This is a genomic window from Pseudomonas sp. S2_E02, assembly GCF_054668355.1.
The window spans coordinates 1703864-1719374 of record NZ_CP162761.1 but is presented as its reverse complement, the minus strand read 5'-3'; the positions used below and the strand labels follow the sequence as shown (position 1 = coordinate 1719374).

Below are 15511 nucleotides of genomic sequence, written 5' to 3'. Positions count from 1 at the left end.
AAGCTTTGTGAGCCATTGACCCGGGGCGCCCTGTTTAAGTTGCACGCGGGGCACGGGCGCGTGCGTTTTCATAACGAGTCGCCGTTATCCAGCGTGTCGAGCAACTGTTGGCCGCGTTGCCACAGTGCCTGTTGTTTGGCTGGCGGCATGCGGTCGAGGTTTTTGTACATCATGGCCATGCGCTGATTGCTCCGTAGAAGGTCGGCGTGGCGCATCAGGAAATGCCAGTACAGGGCGTTGAACGGGCAGGCGTTGTCGGCCGTGGTTTCGCGCACGGAGTAAGCACAGTCGCGACAGTAGTCGGACATCCGGTTGATGTACTGGCCGCTGGCGCAATAAGGCTTGGAACCGAGGTAACCGCCATCGGCGTGCATGACCATGCCGAGGGTGTTGGGCAGTTCGACCCAATCGAACGCGTCCATGTAGATCGCCAGATACCATTCACAGATCTGCTTCGGCGCGATGCCGGCGAGCAGGGCGAAATTGCCGGTGACCATCAGGCGCTGGATGTGATGAGCGTAGGCGTGTTTAAGGCTTTGGCCGATGGCCTGGCGCATGCAATTCATTTTGGTTGCAGCGGTCCAGTAGAACTCCGGCAATGGCCGCTGGTTGGCAAATGCATTGCCCTCGGCGTACTCGGGCATGTGCAGCCAGTAAACGCCTCGGACATATTCGCGCCAGCCGATCAGTTGGCGGATGAAACCTTCGGCAGCATTCAGCGCGATGCTGCCGGACCAATAGGCCGACTCCACATCAGCGCAGAGCTGGCGCAGGTCGAGCAAGCCAATGTTCAGCGCCGCGCTGATGCGCGCATGGAACAGAAACGGCTCGTCGCTGGCCATGGCGTCCTGATAGTCGCCGAAGCCGGCCAAGGCGTAGTCGAGAAAGTACGCCCAGAGCGCCTGCGCATCGGCGTGCGTCACCGGATAGTTGAAGTCCTCCAGACTGCCGTAATGACTGGCGAAACGGTGTTTTACCAAGGCGAGGACTTCGACGGTGATTGCATCGTTGGCAAAACCGGCCGGGTAGGGTGCCTTGACGGTTTTCGGCAAAGCTTTGCGATTCTCGGCGTCAAAGTTCCACGCGCCGCCGACCGGCGTGCCGTCACCGTTGAGCAACAGGCGACTTTTGCGGCGCATCTCGCGGTAGAAGAATTCCATGCGCAACTGTTTTTTGCCTGCGGCCCAAGCGCGAAACTCATCGCGGCTGCACAGGAAGCGGCCGTCGGCGTGCCAGTGGATCGGCACACCACATGCTTTGAGCGATTGCTCCAGGCGCCAGTCTCCGCACTCCGTCACGTGCAACTCGCTGGCCTGCAACAAAGCCTGCCAGCGCTTCAGCTCGCCGAGCACCGAGCCGCTGTTCTGCGGGTCGTCGAGGGCCACGTAATGCACGTGGATGCCCTGGTTCTCCAGCGCCTGAGCAAAGTGACGCATGGCACTGAAAATCAGCGCGATCTTCTGCGGGTGATGGGCGACATGGGTGGCTTCTTCCATGACCTCGACCATCAGCACACGGTCGTGTTCGCTATCCAGTCCGGCCAATGACGCCAGATCAAACGATAACTGGTCACCCAGCACCAGGCAAAACCGACGGGTTTTGTTCATTTCACGAATTCAGCGTAAAGGCAGCAGGCTGCCGCGTGGACGTTTAAGTGCTAAATCCAGATAGTTGTACAGATTGTAGTTTGTGTATAGGTTTTTGTGCGGTGAATTGCGTGATATTCAGATCTCCCCTGTGGGAGGGAGCCTGCTCGCGAAGGCGGCGTCACATTCAATATTTTGGCTGACTGACATGGCGCTTTCGCGAGCAGGCTCGCTCCCACAAGGATTTGCACTGCGACTCGGATCAACGTTCCCGCTGTTGCGGGAGCGCTTGACGCCGCGTGGAAAGGGTTAGCCGGGATAAACGGGGTAATCCACATAGCCCTCGGCGTTGCCGCCATATACCGTCGCCGGGTTCAGTACATTCAACGGCCAGTCATTGGCAATGCGCGCCGGCAGGTCGGGGTTGGCCATGAATGGGCGGCCGAAAGCGACCAGATCCGCCAGCCCGGAGTCGAGCAGTTGCGCCCCGGATTCGGCGGTGTAGCGCCCGGCGTAAATGATCGCGCCGCTGAAGGTTGCGCGTACTGCCTGACGAAACGTCAATGGCATCGCCGGGGCGTTGTCCCAATCGGCTTCGGCGATCGACAGATAGGCGATGCCCACGTCCTGCAGCACTTTGATCGCTTCGATGTAAGTCGTGTGCGGGTCTTCCTCGACCATGCCCAAATAGGTCCGCGCTTCATCAGTGGTGGTGAACAGCGGGGCGAAGCGCACGCCGACTTTTTCCTTGCCGATGCATTCGGCAACACCGGCCACCACTTCGCGCAGAAAACGCAGGCGATTGTCCAGCGAGCCGCCGTACTGATCGGTGCGCAGGTTGCTGTGGGCCGAGATGAACTGGTTGACCAGATAGCCGTTGGCGCAATGCAGTTCGATGCCGTCGAAACCGGCATCCATCGCGTTGCGCGCAGCCTGGATATACAGCTGCACCAGTTCCTGAACTTCATCAGTGCTCAGTGCGCGAGGTGCTGACGGTGGAACCAGTTCACCGGCGCCGGGCGCGGTTTCGATAAACACGCTGACGCGGTCGGTGGCCACGGCGGAGGCTGAAACCGGAGCTGCGCCGTTAGGCTGCAACGCGGTGTGCGAGACACGGCCAACGTGCCACAACTGGGCGAAAATCACCCCGTCCACGGCATGCACGGCGTCGGTGACTTTGCGCCAACCGGCGATTTGCTCAGGCGTATGAATGCCCGGCGTCCACGCATAACCCTGGCCACGAGGTTCGATTTGTGTGCCTTCGGTGACCAGCAGACCGGCGCCGGCGCGCTGTTGGTAATACTCGGCCATCAGCTCGTTGGCGATATTGCCCGGTTGCGTGCTGCGCTGGCGGGTGAGGGGCGGCAGGACGATACGGTTTTTCAGGGTGTGATGACCCAGTTTGGCGGGGGTGAAGAAACTGCTGTGGTTCATGGATGACCTTGTTTGTGGCTTATTAGACCAGTCGTCTATTGGTTGGGCGAAAAAATAACGCCGGGCAAGACGCACCCGGCGTTTGGAAGGGTTGTTCGAGGTTTTAGCCGAGCATCTTCAGCAGTTTCTCGGCGACGGCGGCGGAACTGGCCGGATTCTGGCCAGTGACCAGTTGCCCGTCGGCGACCACATGAACCTGCCAGTCAGCGACTTTCGAGTAATAACCACCGAGACGCTGGAATTCGTCCTCGATCAGGAACGGCACCACTTTTGTCAGGCCGACTGCTTCTTCTTCGGCGTTGGTGAAACCGGTGACCTGGCGATGCTGCACCAGCGGTTTGCCGTCAGCGGTAAGGACATGACGCAATACGCCAGGCGCATGGCAGACGAAACCGTGGGGTTTGTTGGCGCGGTCAAACGCTTCGATCAACGCGATCGACTGCTTGTCTTCGGCCAGATCCCACAGCGGGCCATGGCCACCCGGGTAAAACACGGCATCAAAGTCATCAGCGTTGACGTCGGCCAAGCGGCCGGTGTTGGCCAGTGCCTGTTGTGCGGCCGGATCCTGGCGGAAGCGATCGGTCTCGGCGGTTTGAGCATCAGGCTCATCGCTTTTCGGGTCGAGCGGCGGCTGGCCACCGGCTGGCGAAACCAGGGTGACGTCGGCGCCGGCGTCCTTGAAGGCGTAGTAGGGCGCGGCGAACTCTTCCAGCCAGAAGCCGGTTTTCTTGCCGGTGTCGCCGAGTTGATCGTGGGAAGTCAGAACCATCAAGATTTTCATAGAGCACCTTGCGTAGGTTGGGCGTCTTCGATTGGGCGAAACATTCGCGCATCGGCCACACCGGTCAGAAAACGTTTGTCGGGGCGCAGCATAGATTCCAATTAGACCAGTCGTCTAGTAATTTTTTATCCGAAGGTTTTTCATCGACAGGTATGGCAAACTTCCGTTCCTCAGAAAATACGACTGGTCTATTGCCTGGTAATTCGCGCCCCATGAAACCGACCTACGACGACACCCGCCAACACTTGCTCGACACCGGCCACCGGATGATGGCCGAAAAGGGCTTCACCAGTGTCGGCCTCAACGAGATCCTGCAAACCGCCGGTGTGCCCAAGGGTTCGTTCTATCACTACTTCAAATCCAAAGAACTGTACGGCCAGGCATTGCTGGCGGATTACTTCGTCGATTACCTCGCCGACATGGAGCGGCGCCTGACGCTGCCAGGACTGAGCGCGTACGAGCGGCTGATGGATTACTGGCAGGGCTGGCAGAACCGCTGCACCCTCGAAGGCCACGGCGATGAGTGTCTGGTGGTGAAACTCAGTGCCGAAGTCGCCGACCTGTCGGAGTCGATGCGCCTCACCTTGCGCGATGGCGCCGAGCAAGTGGTGGCGCGCATTGCGCTATGCATCGAACAGGGTCAGGCCGAAGACAGCCTGCCCAAAGGCGATGCCCGGCATCTGGCGGAAACCTTGTATCAGCTGTGGTTGGGCGCGAGTTTGCTGAACAAGTTGCAGCGTACCGGGCAGTCGCTGGAGACCTCGATGGCGATGACGAAACAACTATTGCACGTTTGACCAAGGTTTTTGTGCGACGCAATGGGTGACCTACCTGTCGGCACTCGATCGGTTAAATATACGAATGGGAATAAGTTTCAATAACGGAGCGCTTGGTATACCATCGCCGCGTTTTGCTGGCGGTTTTACCCTTCGTTCTGGCCTATTCGTAAGGTTTTCATTTCATGCGTCGTACTCTGCTTTCAATTTGCGTGCTGCAGGCGTTGTCCCCTTCCTCATGGGCCGAACAGGCCGAATCAACACCCGCAGCGCTAGAGCTGGAGGCGACCGACGTGGTCGGTACAGCGGATTACGAACGGGCCGACGGCCCGGTGCAGGGTTACCGCGCCACACGTTCCGCCAGTGCTACCCGTACCGACACCTCGATTCATGAAACCCCGCAATCGATCAGCGTAGTGACCAGGGATGCTGTCGAAGACCTCGGCGCCACGCGTCTGCAAGATGCGCTGGACTATGCCGGCGGTGTGGGCCGGGCGAACAATTTCGGCGGGCAGGGGCTGACGACGTTCACTGTGCGTGGCTTCACCACGGGCGAGTTCTATCGCAACGGTTTCCCGATCAATCGCGGCTACCCGAACATGCCCGACGCCAACATCATCGAGCGTCTGGAAGTGCTGCGCGGGCCGGCAACCATGCTCTACGGCCGTGGCGATCCGGGCGGCACCTTCAATGTCGTTTCCAAGCAGCCGTTGGCCGAGCGTACGGTCACGTTGGGCAGCCAGTTGAACGATCAAGGCATGAAGCGCGGCACCCTGGACGCCTCCGGCCCGCTGGATGAAGAGGGGCGCCTGGCCTATCGACTGAACGTGGTGGGTGAGGGCGGCGATACCTTCCGCGATCACGTCGAGACTGAGCGCTACGGCATCACGCCAGTGCTGACCTGGCAGGCCAGCGATGCCACCCGGGTGATCTTCGAGGGTGATTTCATGCGCAACAATCATCCGCTGGATCGCGGCGTGACGCGTTACGCCAAGCAGATCGGCACCGCCTCGCGTGACACGTTTTTCGGCGAAAAAGACGCCGGCAAATTGCACAACGACAACAACATGGCGCAACTGCGCTTCGAACATCTGCTCAACGATGACTGGACGCTGGGCGGTGGTTTCCAGTGGCTCGACGGTTCGCTTGAGGGCAATGCGATCGAGGCCAACGGCATTGCCGATGACGGTCGAACCCTGGGGCGCAACTTCAACTACCGCAAACTGGAATGGACCGACAAGGACACGCAGCTCAATCTGACCGGGCATTTCAGCACCGGTGGTTTGCAGCACACCTTGTTGACCGGCATTGAGTATGAAGATTATGACTACAAGTCGATCATTCAGCGCTCCAGCGGCGTGGTCGGCGCCTACCCGATCGACATCTTCGATCCGGTCTACGGCCAGTCGCGTCCGGCACTGACGCGCACGCCGACCCACGACAAGGAAAACCTCAAAACTTACGCCGCGTTTGTGCAGGATCAGGTCGCGTTGACCGAGCGTCTGAAGGTCTTGGCCGGCGCACGTTTCGAGCGTTTCGAGCACGACTATGAAACCTATGTGCCGGGCGGCAAAAACTGGCAGGCCAGTGACAACGCGGTGACTCCACGCCTCGGCGTGACCTACGACCTGACCGAGACCCTGACGATCTATGCCGACACCGCGCGCTCGTTCAAGCCCAATACCGGCGCGAGTCGTACGGGCGGAGGCTTCGCACCGGAGAAGGGCAAGTCCTACGAAATGGGCATCAAGTGGGAAGCGCTGGACCATCAGTTGAGCGTGGATGCCGCGATCTACCAGATCGAAAAACGCAACGTGCTGACCACCGACCCGGTGGACTCGACCTTCAACGTCGCCGCCGGAGAAGTGCGCAGCCGAGGTTTCGACCTGAACGTCGCCGGTAACCTGACACCCGAATGGCGGGTGATCGGCGGCTACGCCTACGTCGATGCCGAGGTGACCAAGGACAATGTGATCCGCTCTGGCACGCGCCTGATGAACATTCCGCAAAACAGCTTCAGTCTGCTCAACGTCTACGAGTTTCAGGACGGTGCGCTAAAAGGCCTGGGCCTGGGCACCGGACTCAAGTACGTCGACCAGCGTGCCGGGCAAACCGCCAATACCGCGTTCTCGATGGACAGTTACACCGTTGTCGACCTGCTCGGCTTCTACAAGGTCAACGAGAAAGTGCGGCTCAACCTTGACCTGAAAAACCTGTTTGACCGCGATTATGAAGAGGGCGCGTTCGGTAACGTCTACGCCTATCCAGGTGCACCAAGAACCGTGCAGGTGGGGATTTCCTACACCTTGTAAGCCGAGCTCGACGCTGCAACCACAGCCCCTCACCCCAGCCCTCTCCCGGAGGGAGAGGGAGCCGATCGAGGTGTCTTGCGTTATGCATCGACCTGAAAGGTCGCGTCGATTACGCGGGCATCGGCAATGCTTGGCGGTATTGGATTCACCGGTGCTATTGCACGTCGGCGTCAATCGCCAATCTCCCCAATCGGTCCCCTCTCCTCGGGAAGAGGGAGCCGACCGAGGTGTCTTGCGTTATGCATTGACCTGGAAGGTCGCGTCGATACGCGGGCATCGGCATGCTTGGCGGTATTGGATTCAGCGGCGCTTGTGCACATCGGCGTTCATAGCCAATATCCCCCAATCGATCCCCTCTCCTCGGGGAGAGGGAGCCGACCGAGGTGTCATGCGTTATGCATCGACCTGAAAGGTCGCGTCGATTACGCGGGCATCGGCAATGCTTGGCGGTATTGGATTCACCGGTGCTATTGCACGTCGGCGTCAATCGCCAATCTCCCCAATCGGTCCCCTCTCCTCGGGAAGAGGGAGCCGACCGAGGTGTCTTGCGTTATGCATTGACCTGGAAGGTCGCGTCGATACGCGGGCATCGGCATGCTTGGCGGTATTGGATTCAGCGGCGCTTGTGCACATCGGCGTTCATCGCCAATATCCCCCAATCGATCCCCTCTCCTCGGGGAGAGGGAGCCGACCGAGGTGTCTTGCGTTATGCATCGACCTGAAAGATCGCGTCGATTACGCGGGCATCGGCAATGCTTGGTGGTATTGGATTCACCGGCGCTATTGCACGTCGGCGTTCATCGTCAATATCCCCCAATCGGTCCCCTCTCCTGAGGGAGAGGGCTAGGGTGAGGGCAGCTGCTTCGGCACATGCCCGTTAGTGAGCGAGTGCTCGAAATCAGGATACACGCGGCGCGCAATTTCCTGCTCAACAGCACGCGCTCGGTGGGCGAAGTGGCGCGATTGTGGTCGCTAGAGATTGTCCTTTTTGAGTTGACGGATAAACGCTTTTCAGCCGATTTATCCCGTCCCTGTGCGTCAGTAATCTGTACCCAACTTGAACGCAACAACAACTTCAAAAACTCAAAAGGGAAGCAAATCATGACCACTCCAACCTACAACCGCCTCAACAAAGATGACGCCATTGTGCTGCTGGTCGACCACCAGACCGGCCTGATTTCCCTGGTGCAGGACTTCTCGCCAAACGAGTTCAAGAACAACGTGCTGGCCCTGGCGGATCTGGCGAAGTTCTTCGAACTGCCAACCATCCTCACCACCAGTTTCGAACAAGGCCCGAACGGCCCGCTGGTGCCAGAGCTGAAAGAGATGTTCCCGGACGCGCCGTACATCGCTCGTCCAGGCCAGATCAACGCTTGGGACAACGAGGACTTTGTGAAGGCGATCAAAGCCACCGGCCGCAAGCAGATCATCATTGCCGGTGTGGTAACGGATGTCTGCGTAGCGTTCCCGACCTTGTCGGCGCTGGCAGAAGGGTTTGATGTGTTTGTGGTCACCGACGCTTCCGGTACCTTCAACACCACCGTGCAGCAAGCCGCGTGGAGCCGCATGACCCAGGCCGGCGCACAGATGATGAACTGGTTCTCGGTAGCCTGTGAGCTGCACCGCGACTGGCGCAACGATATTGAAGGCTTGGGCAATCTGCTGTCGCAGCGCATCCCCAACTACCGCAACCTGATGAACAGCTACTCGGCGCTGACCGCTCAGCAGAAGTAAGCCTGCGCGATCCGGACAAAAGCCTGCCCTGAAAAGCAGGCTTTTGTCATTTGTTGCGCCGATTTAATCCGCGTTAACCGGCCCACTCATCACGAAACTGCAGCAGAAAATCGACAAACGCCCTGACCCGTTGCGGCACATACCGGCCGTGCGGGTAGAGCAAGGTGTAAGGTCGCGAGCGCCCGGCGTAAGGTTGCAGAACCTCGACGAGGCTGCCGTCGGCCAGTTCTTTTTCGACAATGAATTTGTAGGTCTGAAAGACCCCGGCGCCATGTTTGGCCAGCGTGACGCCGCCGAGCACATCGTCTGAGCAGGAGTAGCCGCCGTCGGAAATCACTTCCCGATCATCGCCATTTTCCTCGAACAGCCAAGAGATCCGCCGTCCGCTGCTCGGCAGTTCGAACTGAATGCATTCATGTTGCAGCAGATCCTCCAGCGTCTGCGGTGTGCCAGCCTTTTTCAGATAGTCGGGAGACGCGACCACCACCAGTTTTGCATCCTCCAACAGGCGCGCGACCATGGTCGAGTCCGGTTGGGCGCGGACGCGGATCGCCAGATCGTAGCCTTCGCCGACGAAGTCGATATTACGGTTGCCCAAGTGGATGTCGACGGTGACGTCGGGATAGAGCGCACGGAATTTCGGCAGCAGCGGCAGGATGCGGTGATGGCCGTAAGTGGTGGGAAGGCTGATGCGCAACTGACCGGACGGTGAGGTCTGTGCGCCCATGACTTCTTGTTGCGCTTCGACCAGTTGAGTCAGGGCCTGGCTGCACTGCAGGAAAAAGTTTCTACCGGCCTCGGTCAAGCGAATGCTGCGGGTAGTGCGGGCAAACAAGCGTGAACCCAAGCGTTTTTCCAGACGCAGAATCGACCGGCTCACAGCGGCCGGCGTAACGCCTGCAAGCTGGGCGGCGGCGGTGAAACTGCCGGCTTCAGCGGCGAGGCAAAAGAGTTCGATGCTGCCTAACTGCAAGTCTTCAAAGTGGCGCTTCATGAGATAAGCCTGAGGATCAACTGACGGTTCATCTTCAGGCTTATCTCATGAAGCGGCACCGCCGGTACACACCGACGATGCAGCAGGGAGGTATCAATGGCCAGCGCTTTGACCACCGTCGACATGGAGGATTTCGCCAGTGACGAAGTTCGCGCTGTCCAGGTAGAGGATCGCTTGCACGATGTCATCGATCTCACCCATATGCCCGACCGGGTGCAGGCTGCCGAGGGCGGCGTGAGTTTCTTCGCCGTGCATCGGCGTTTTGATGATGCCGGGCGATACCGCGTTGACCCGAATGCCGCGCTTGGCGTACTCGATGGCCAGAGACTTGGTCGCCGCGTTGATGCCACCCTTGGTCAGCGAAGCGAGCACCGACGGCACGCCGTCAATCGCGTGGTCGACCAGGCTGGTGGTGACGCTGACAATATGGCCGCTGGCGTTTTTCTCCATTTCGGCAATCGCCAGTTGCGAGATATGGAAGAAGCCGCTCATGTTGGTCGCCACCACTTGTGCGTAGTCTTCCTGGCTGTATTCAGTGAAAGGCTTGGCGACGAAGATCCCGGCGTTGTTGACCAATGTGTCGATACGTCCGAAACGTGCAACGGCTTCACGGATCACGCGCTCGGCGGTTTGCGGGTCGGCGATGTCTCCGGCGACGGCGAGAATGTCCGGGTCAGAGGAAGGCTTGATCGAGCGCGAGGTCGCGACAACCTGATAGCCGCGCTCACGGAATCCCTTGACCAGGCCTGCGCCAATGCCTTGCGAGGCGCCGGTAATCACAACAACTTTCTTGGACGTGCTCATGATGTTTCCTCATGCAATCTGGATGGTTTGAATAAACGGATTTCGAAGGTCAGGCGTGAGCCGCAACCTGTGCTGCCTGACGTAGCGCTTGCTCGTAATAAGCAACGGATTGGGAACCGGGGATGACCTGTTTGTTATCGATGACCATGGCCGGAACCGAATCGATGCCGCGTTGCTGATAAAACCGTTCGAGTTCGCGCACTGCCTGGCTGAACTCAGCGGTGGCCAGAAGCGCTTGCGCACGCTGGCCATCGAGTCCGACTGCTTCTGCCAGTGTCACCAGCGTGGCGTGGTCATTCGGATTCTTGCCGTCAGTGAAGTAGGCCTTGAGCAACGCCTGCTTCAACTCACGCTGACGTCCTTGTGTGGCGGCCCAGAACAGCAGTCGATGGGCGTCGAAGGTGTTGTGGAAATGGCTGCGTTTTTCCAGGTCGAAGTGAAAACCGATCTGCTCGCCGCGCTCGACGATCATCGCGTTGCGGTCCGCCACTTGCTCGGCGCTGCGTCCGTATTTGCGCATCATGTGTTCGATGGCGTGTTCACCTTCGGCGGACATGTCCGGATTCAGTTCGAACGGTTTGTAGGTCAGCTCCACGTCGACTTCGCCTGCCAGGTTGCGGATCGCTTGCTCCAGAGCGGTGGCGCCCAACGCGCACCAGGGGCAAACGACATCCGAGACGAAATCGATTTTCACGGCTCGGCTCATGACTGCGAGTCCGCCAACTGCTGGCGATACTCGGTGGTGGTGATGCCGGCATAACCCCAGTTATCGGTGTCGACTTCTTCGATCACGATGTGGGTGAGTTTCGGATCCTTGTGCAGTACCCGCTCCATCGTTTCGGTGATTTCCTTGATGACCTGGGCTTTCTGCTCCCGGGTCACGCCGTCACGGGTGATACGTACGCTGATGAAAGGCATTTGGGGTATCTCCAGTCGCTGGCCCGTCGGAGTGATGGGCGGCTGTTGGAGAGGACTTTAGGGGGAGGGCTGGAATTGATAAATGGGGCTTGAGGTACATCATTTGTGATGTGGTGTATCAAATGAGGGCGTGAGGACTCAGGTGATCCTGGCGCGAAACGCTGGCGCTCAGGCCAGCAGTTCGTTGATCCAGCGTGCTTGTCGGGTGATGTCCTGCAGCTTTTGCTCAGGCAGATTGTGCTGCACGCGAGCGAGATGGCTCAGGGTCTTTTGCTTGTGGCGGAGTTTGTGCTGCCACTTGGTCAGGAATGCGGGGCTGCGGGTCTGAAGGTGCAAGGGGCCGAAGTACAGTTCCTGGTCGGAATAGCTCACCGGTTCGGCGCGTTCGGCGACGATGATTTCGTAGTCGAAGCGGTTTTCCCGCAGCACTTCTTCGCTGAGGATGCGGTAGCCGTTTTCCATCAGCCACTGGCGCAGGGGTTGTTCACCGCCGTTGGGCTGCAGGATCAGACGTTCCTGGCCGCTGAGGTGAGCCTTGCCGCTGTCGAGGATGTCGCGGATGGTTTCGCCGCCCATGCCGCAGACGCTGACGGCGGTGATGCCGTCGTCAGGTTTGATTGCTGCCAAACCATCGGCCCGGCGTACGCTGATGTGCTGTTGCAGATCGTTCTCGCGCACGGTGCGTTCAGCCGCTTGGAACGGCGTCGCCGCAACCTCGCCAGCCACGGCCGCAGTGATCGAGCCACGACGCATCAGCGCCACCGGCAGATAGCCGTGATCCGAGCCGATATCGGCCAGTCGCGCACCGGCAGGTACGTGGGCAGCCACGCGCTCGAGGCGCATGGACAATGTCTGTTCGTTCAACGGCAACCCCTTGATGGCAGGCAAAGGGGTGCGACTCTGGCGAGCAACGCCGGGCCTGTCAAATCCCGGCGACGGAATTCAATGGCCCATTGGCCGCACTTAATGGCCAATGGGCGCTGAGGCTTAGCCGGCCAACGTTGCGTTATCGATCACGAAACGATACTTCACATCACCCTTGAGCATGCGCTCGTAGGCGTCGTTGATCTGGTCGGCGCGGATCAGTTCGATGTCGGAAACGATGCCGTGCTCGGCGCAGAAATCCAGCATCTCCTGGGTTTCCGGAATGCCGCCGATCATCGAGCCGGCAATCGTGCGGCGCTTCATGATCAGATTGAACACGTTCGGCGAAGGGTGCGAGGTGGCCGGCGCACCCACCAGCGTCAACGCACCATCTCGCTTGAGCAGCACGAGGAATGCGTCGAGATCGTGCGGCGCGGCGACGGTGTTGAGGATCAAGTCGAAACTCTTGGCGTGGGCGGCCATTTCTTCGGCATTGCGCGACACCACCACTTCATCGGCACCCAGCGCTTTGGCCGCTTCGCGTTTGGATTCGGAGGTGGTGAAGGCCACAACGTGGGCGCCTAGGGCGTGGGCCAGTTTGATGCCCATGTGGCCGAGGCCGCCGATGCCGACCACACCGACTTTTTTGCCCGGGCCAGCGTTCCAGTGGCGCAACGGCGAGTAGGTGGTGATGCCGGCACACAGCAGCGGTGCGACGGCGGCCAGTTGCGCTTCGGGATGACGGATGCGCAGCACGTAGCGTTCATGCACGACGATGTTTTGCGAGTAGCCGCCCAGCGTCCAGCCCGGTGCATCCGGGGTCGGGAAGTTGTAGGTGCCGATCATGCCGTCGCAGTAGTTTTCCAGCCCGCTTTCGCAGTCATCGCAATGTTTGCAGCTGTCGACGATGCAACCGACGCCGACCAGATCACCGACCTTGAAATCGGCGACATGCGCGCCGACGGCCGAAACGCGACCGACAATTTCGTGCCCCGGTACGCACGGGAACTGCGTACCGGCCCATTCCGCCCGTACCTGGTGCAGGTCGGAATGGCAGATACCACAGAACGCGATGTCGATCTGCACATCATGGGCGGCCGGCGCGCGGCGGTTGATCTGCATCGGCTCAAGGGGTTTGTCGCCAGCGTGGGCACCGTAGGCTTGAACAAGCATGGGAACATCCTCAATCGGTTTGTCGTAAGGCATTGTTGCTTGTTCAGCGCTGCGGGCAGTAGTGCATTCCTGTGCAATCCTTGCCTGATCCTGTGCGTCGTTGTGACATTGCGCGGACAGACGCTCGTGGCGTTTGCAGGTAATCTCCCGGTTCACTGACGACAACAAAATCAAAACAGGAGTCATTGATGCAACCAATCCGTCTCGGTCTGGTGGGCTACGGCAAGATCGCCCAGGATCAACACGTCCCGGCGATCAACGCCAATCCCGCTTTCCACTTGGTCTCCGTCGCCACTCAAGGCAAACCCTGCGCGGGCGTGGAGAACTTCCAGTCCTTGAGCGAGTTGTTGGAAAACGGTCCGCCGGTGGATGCGATTGCCTTCTGCACGCCGCCGCAAGGTCGTTTTGCGCTGGTGCAGCAGGCACTGGCCGCCGGCAAACACGTGCTGGTGGAAAAACCGCCGTGCGCCACCTTGGGCGAGGCGCTGGCGCTGGTCGATCAGGCTGCCGGGCAGGGCGTCAGCGCCTTGTTTGCGTGGCACTCACGCTACGCGCCCGGCATCGAAGCCGCCCGCGACTGGCTCGCCTCGCGCACCCTGCAAAGCGTGCAGATCGACTGGAAAGAAGACGTGCGCAAATGGCACCCCGGTCAGGCCTGGATCTGGCAACCCGGCGGCCTCGGCGTATTCGATCCGGGCATCAATGCCTTGTCGATCGTCACTCATTTGCTGGCGCTGCCGTTGTTTGTCGAATCGGCTGAACTGCGCGTACCGAGCAACTGCCAGTCGCCAATTGCCGCGTCGATCAAAATGTCCGACCCGCGCTGCCTCGATGTGCGCGCAGAGTTTGATTTTGACCATGGGCATGATGAGCTGTGGAGCATCGAGGTGCGTTGCGCTGAAGGCGTGTTGCGCCTGGATAACGGCGGCGCGTTGTTGAGCATCGACGGTGTGCGCCAAGCGGTGTCGGAGGAGGGTGAGTACGCAGCGGTGTATCGGCATTTTCAGCAGTTGATTGGCGACAAGGCCAGTGACCTGGATGTGCAGCCGTTGCGCTTGGTGGCGGACAGTTTCTTTGTCGGCAGTCGGGTGTTGGTTGAGGCGTTTTACGACTAGTGCACCTTCAGCGCTCACCGCTACACACAACGAAAAAAGCCTGCCCTGAAAAGCAGGCTTTTCGTTTGTGGCGTGACCGTCAATGCGACGAAACATACTCCGACGGTGTGGTTGGCAATGGCAGTGCATACGTTGCCTTCATCCATTCGATCTCTGCCTGTGGCGTTCTGCCGAAGAAGCGTTTGAACTCACGACTGAATTGCGAAGCACTTTCATAGCCAACGTTGAAGGCGGCTGCCGAGGCACTCATGGCCTGGCGCAACATCAACAGGCGCGCCTGATGCAAACGCGTCGACTTCAAATACTGCATGGGTGAGGTGTCGGTCACGCTGCGAAAGTGCAGGTGGAAGTTCGGCACGCTCATGCTCGCTTCATGGGCCAGTTGCTCGACGTCGAGTCGCTGCTGATAACAACTATGGATCTTGCGGATCGCACGGGTCACTTTGCCGAAATGTCCCTGTCGGTTGAGCGCGGCGCGCATGGAGCCACCTTGCTCACCGGTAAGGATGCGGTAATAGATTTCCCGCAACAGTGCCGGCCCGAGGATTTGCGCTTCGCCGGCAACGCTCATCGCTTCCAGAAAACGCAGGGTGGTTGCCCGCAGTGAAGCGTCCATCGGCGAGGCATACATACCTTTGGGCGGGGCATCGCTTGGGCCATGCACGTCATCCACTTGCAGCATCAACTCGCTGGCCAACTGGAAATCGAGGTGCATGTAGATCGCGAGCATCGGCTCGGTCTCAGTGGCATCGGTCTCCATGGTGAAGGGGATCGGCACCGAGACCACCAGATAGTGCTGGGCGTCATAGACGTAGGTGTCCTCTCCCAGATAGCCGCGTTTGCGGCCCTGGCAGAGAATCACGATGCCGGGGTCATACAGCACCGGGGTGCGCGTCAGGGGGCGATTCGAACGCAGGAAGCGCACGCCTCCGAGGGCGCTGAGGTTGTAGCCCTCGATCGGTGCGAGGGCTTTCATGAGCTGCACCATGCGCGCGGTGCCTGCATCGACCTGCGTCATCA

14 protein-coding genes are annotated in these 15511 nt (G+C 59.6%); 4 read left to right on the top strand and 10 right to left on the bottom strand.

Annotation, left to right across the window (positions count from 1 at the left end; all coding sequences use genetic code 11):
• Window positions 1-68: 68 nt before the first annotated feature.
• The 3 genes from AB4O01_RS07715 to AB4O01_RS07705 all read right to left on the bottom strand — a co-directional run bounded on the left by AB4O01_RS07715 (window position 69) and on the right by AB4O01_RS07705 (window position 3801).
• Entirely contained in the window at window positions 69-1607 is a 1539-nt protein-coding gene (locus AB4O01_RS07715; protein ID WP_460091202.1) for a cryptochrome/photolyase family protein, read from the bottom strand.
• A gap of 288 nt (window positions 1608-1895) precedes the next feature.
• On the bottom strand, window positions 1896-3020 hold the full coding sequence (locus AB4O01_RS07710) for an alkene reductase (protein WP_186624367.1): 1125 nt from the start codon (window positions 3018-3020) through the stop codon (window positions 1896-1898).
• A gap of 103 nt (window positions 3021-3123) precedes the next feature.
• On the bottom strand, window positions 3124-3801 hold the full coding sequence (locus AB4O01_RS07705; protein WP_116254878.1) for a type 1 glutamine amidotransferase domain-containing protein: 678 nt from the start codon (window positions 3799-3801) through the stop codon (window positions 3124-3126).
• Window positions 3802-4013: 212 nt separating this feature from the next.
• Between AB4O01_RS07705 and AB4O01_RS07700 the strand changes: the two genes are divergently transcribed.
• The 3 genes from AB4O01_RS07700 to ycaC all read left to right on the top strand — a co-directional run bounded on the left by AB4O01_RS07700 (window position 4014) and on the right by ycaC (window position 8623).
• Window positions 4014-4598 (top strand): TetR/AcrR family transcriptional regulator, encoded by a 585-nt coding sequence (locus AB4O01_RS07700; RefSeq protein WP_093430772.1) that lies wholly within the window; start codon window positions 4014-4016, stop codon window positions 4596-4598.
• 164 nt (window positions 4599-4762) lie between these two features.
• Window positions 4763-6889 (top strand): TonB-dependent siderophore receptor, encoded by a 2127-nt coding sequence (locus AB4O01_RS07695; RefSeq protein ID WP_460091200.1) that lies wholly within the window; start codon window positions 4763-4765, stop codon window positions 6887-6889.
• A gap of 1101 nt (window positions 6890-7990) precedes the next feature.
• The gene (gene ycaC, locus AB4O01_RS07690; RefSeq protein WP_007916011.1) at window positions 7991-8623 is read left to right on the top strand and encodes an isochorismate family cysteine hydrolase YcaC; all 633 of its coding nucleotides are present in this window, start codon (window positions 7991-7993) and stop codon (window positions 8621-8623) included.
• 73 nt (window positions 8624-8696) lie between these two features.
• Here the strand turns inward: ycaC and AB4O01_RS07685 are convergent, their stop codons facing one another.
• The 6 genes from AB4O01_RS07685 to AB4O01_RS07660 all read right to left on the bottom strand — a co-directional run bounded on the left by AB4O01_RS07685 (window position 8697) and on the right by AB4O01_RS07660 (window position 13376).
• Complete coding sequence (locus AB4O01_RS07685; RefSeq protein ID WP_460091199.1) at window positions 8697-9617, bottom strand: LysR family transcriptional regulator; 921 nt, start codon at window positions 9615-9617, stop codon at window positions 8697-8699.
• Between the two features lie 93 nt (window positions 9618-9710).
• Window positions 9711-10421: an SDR family NAD(P)-dependent oxidoreductase gene (locus AB4O01_RS07680; RefSeq protein ID WP_093430780.1), complete on the bottom strand. Its 711-nt coding sequence runs from the start codon at window positions 10419-10421 to the stop codon at window positions 9711-9713.
• 49 nt (window positions 10422-10470) lie between these two features.
• Window positions 10471-11127 carry a DsbA family oxidoreductase gene (locus AB4O01_RS07675; protein ID WP_460091197.1) on the bottom strand — a complete coding sequence of 219 codons (657 nt, stop codon included), beginning with the start codon at window positions 11125-11127 and terminating at the stop codon, window positions 10471-10473.
• Window positions 11124-11339, bottom strand: coding sequence for a tautomerase family protein (locus tag AB4O01_RS07670; RefSeq protein ID WP_007916028.1), 216 nt, complete (start codon window positions 11337-11339; stop codon window positions 11124-11126). Before AB4O01_RS07670 ends, AB4O01_RS07675 begins: the two co-directional genes overlap by 4 nt.
• 168 nt (window positions 11340-11507) lie before the next feature.
• Window positions 11508-12203: a tRNA (adenine(22)-N(1))-methyltransferase gene (locus AB4O01_RS07665; protein ID WP_302473220.1), complete on the bottom strand. Its 696-nt coding sequence runs from the start codon at window positions 12201-12203 to the stop codon at window positions 11508-11510.
• 123 nt (window positions 12204-12326) lie between these two features.
• Window positions 12327-13376 (bottom strand): NAD(P)-dependent alcohol dehydrogenase, encoded by a 1050-nt coding sequence (locus AB4O01_RS07660; RefSeq protein WP_093431666.1) that lies wholly within the window; start codon window positions 13374-13376, stop codon window positions 12327-12329.
• A 188-nt stretch (window positions 13377-13564) separates the two neighbouring features.
• On the opposite strand from AB4O01_RS07660, the gene AB4O01_RS07655 reads away from it, so the two are divergent.
• Window positions 13565-14491, top strand: a complete 927-nt coding sequence (locus AB4O01_RS07655) for a Gfo/Idh/MocA family protein (protein WP_093430789.1) — start codon at window positions 13565-13567, stop codon at window positions 14489-14491.
• A 79-nt stretch (window positions 14492-14570) separates the two neighbouring features.
• On the opposite strand, the gene AB4O01_RS07650 is transcribed toward AB4O01_RS07655, so the two are convergent.
• On the bottom strand, window positions 14571-15509 hold the full coding sequence (locus tag AB4O01_RS07650; RefSeq protein WP_460091195.1) for an AraC family transcriptional regulator: 939 nt from the start codon (window positions 15507-15509) through the stop codon (window positions 14571-14573).
• Between the last annotated feature and the right edge of the window lie 2 nt (window positions 15510-15511).

Coding starts and splice junctions, on each gene's coding strand:
- AB4O01_RS07715 (WP_460091202.1), bottom strand. CDS start 1,607: ATGAACAAAACCCGTCGGTTTTGCCTGGTGCTGGGTGACCAGTTATCG.
- AB4O01_RS07710 (WP_186624367.1), bottom strand. CDS start 3,020: ATGAACCACAGCAGTTTCTTCACCCCCGCCAAACTGGGTCATCACACC.
- AB4O01_RS07705 (WP_116254878.1), bottom strand. CDS start 3,801: ATGAAAATCTTGATGGTTCTGACTTCCCACGATCAACTCGGCGACACC.
- AB4O01_RS07700 (WP_093430772.1), top strand. CDS start 4,014: ATGAAACCGACCTACGACGACACCCGCCAACACTTGCTCGACACCGGC.
- AB4O01_RS07695 (WP_460091200.1), top strand. CDS start 4,763: ATGCGTCGTACTCTGCTTTCAATTTGCGTGCTGCAGGCGTTGTCCCCT.
- ycaC (WP_007916011.1), top strand. CDS start 7,991: ATGACCACTCCAACCTACAACCGCCTCAACAAAGATGACGCCATTGTG.
- AB4O01_RS07685 (WP_460091199.1), bottom strand. CDS start 9,617: ATGAAGCGCCACTTTGAAGACTTGCAGTTAGGCAGCATCGAACTCTTT.
- AB4O01_RS07680 (WP_093430780.1), bottom strand. CDS start 10,421: ATGAGCACGTCCAAGAAAGTTGTTGTGATTACCGGCGCCTCGCAAGGC.
- AB4O01_RS07675 (WP_460091197.1), bottom strand. CDS start 11,127: ATGAGCCGAGCCGTGAAAATCGATTTCGTCTCGGATGTCGTTTGCCCC.
- AB4O01_RS07670 (WP_007916028.1), bottom strand. CDS start 11,339: ATGCCTTTCATCAGCGTACGTATCACCCGTGACGGCGTGACCCGGGAG.
- AB4O01_RS07660 (WP_093431666.1), bottom strand. CDS start 13,376: ATGCTTGTTCAAGCCTACGGTGCCCACGCTGGCGACAAACCCCTTGAG.
- AB4O01_RS07655 (WP_093430789.1), top strand. CDS start 13,565: ATGCAACCAATCCGTCTCGGTCTGGTGGGCTACGGCAAGATCGCCCAG.
- AB4O01_RS07650 (WP_460091195.1), bottom strand. CDS start 15,509: ATGACGCAGGTCGATGCAGGCACCGCGCGCATGGTGCAGCTCATGAAA.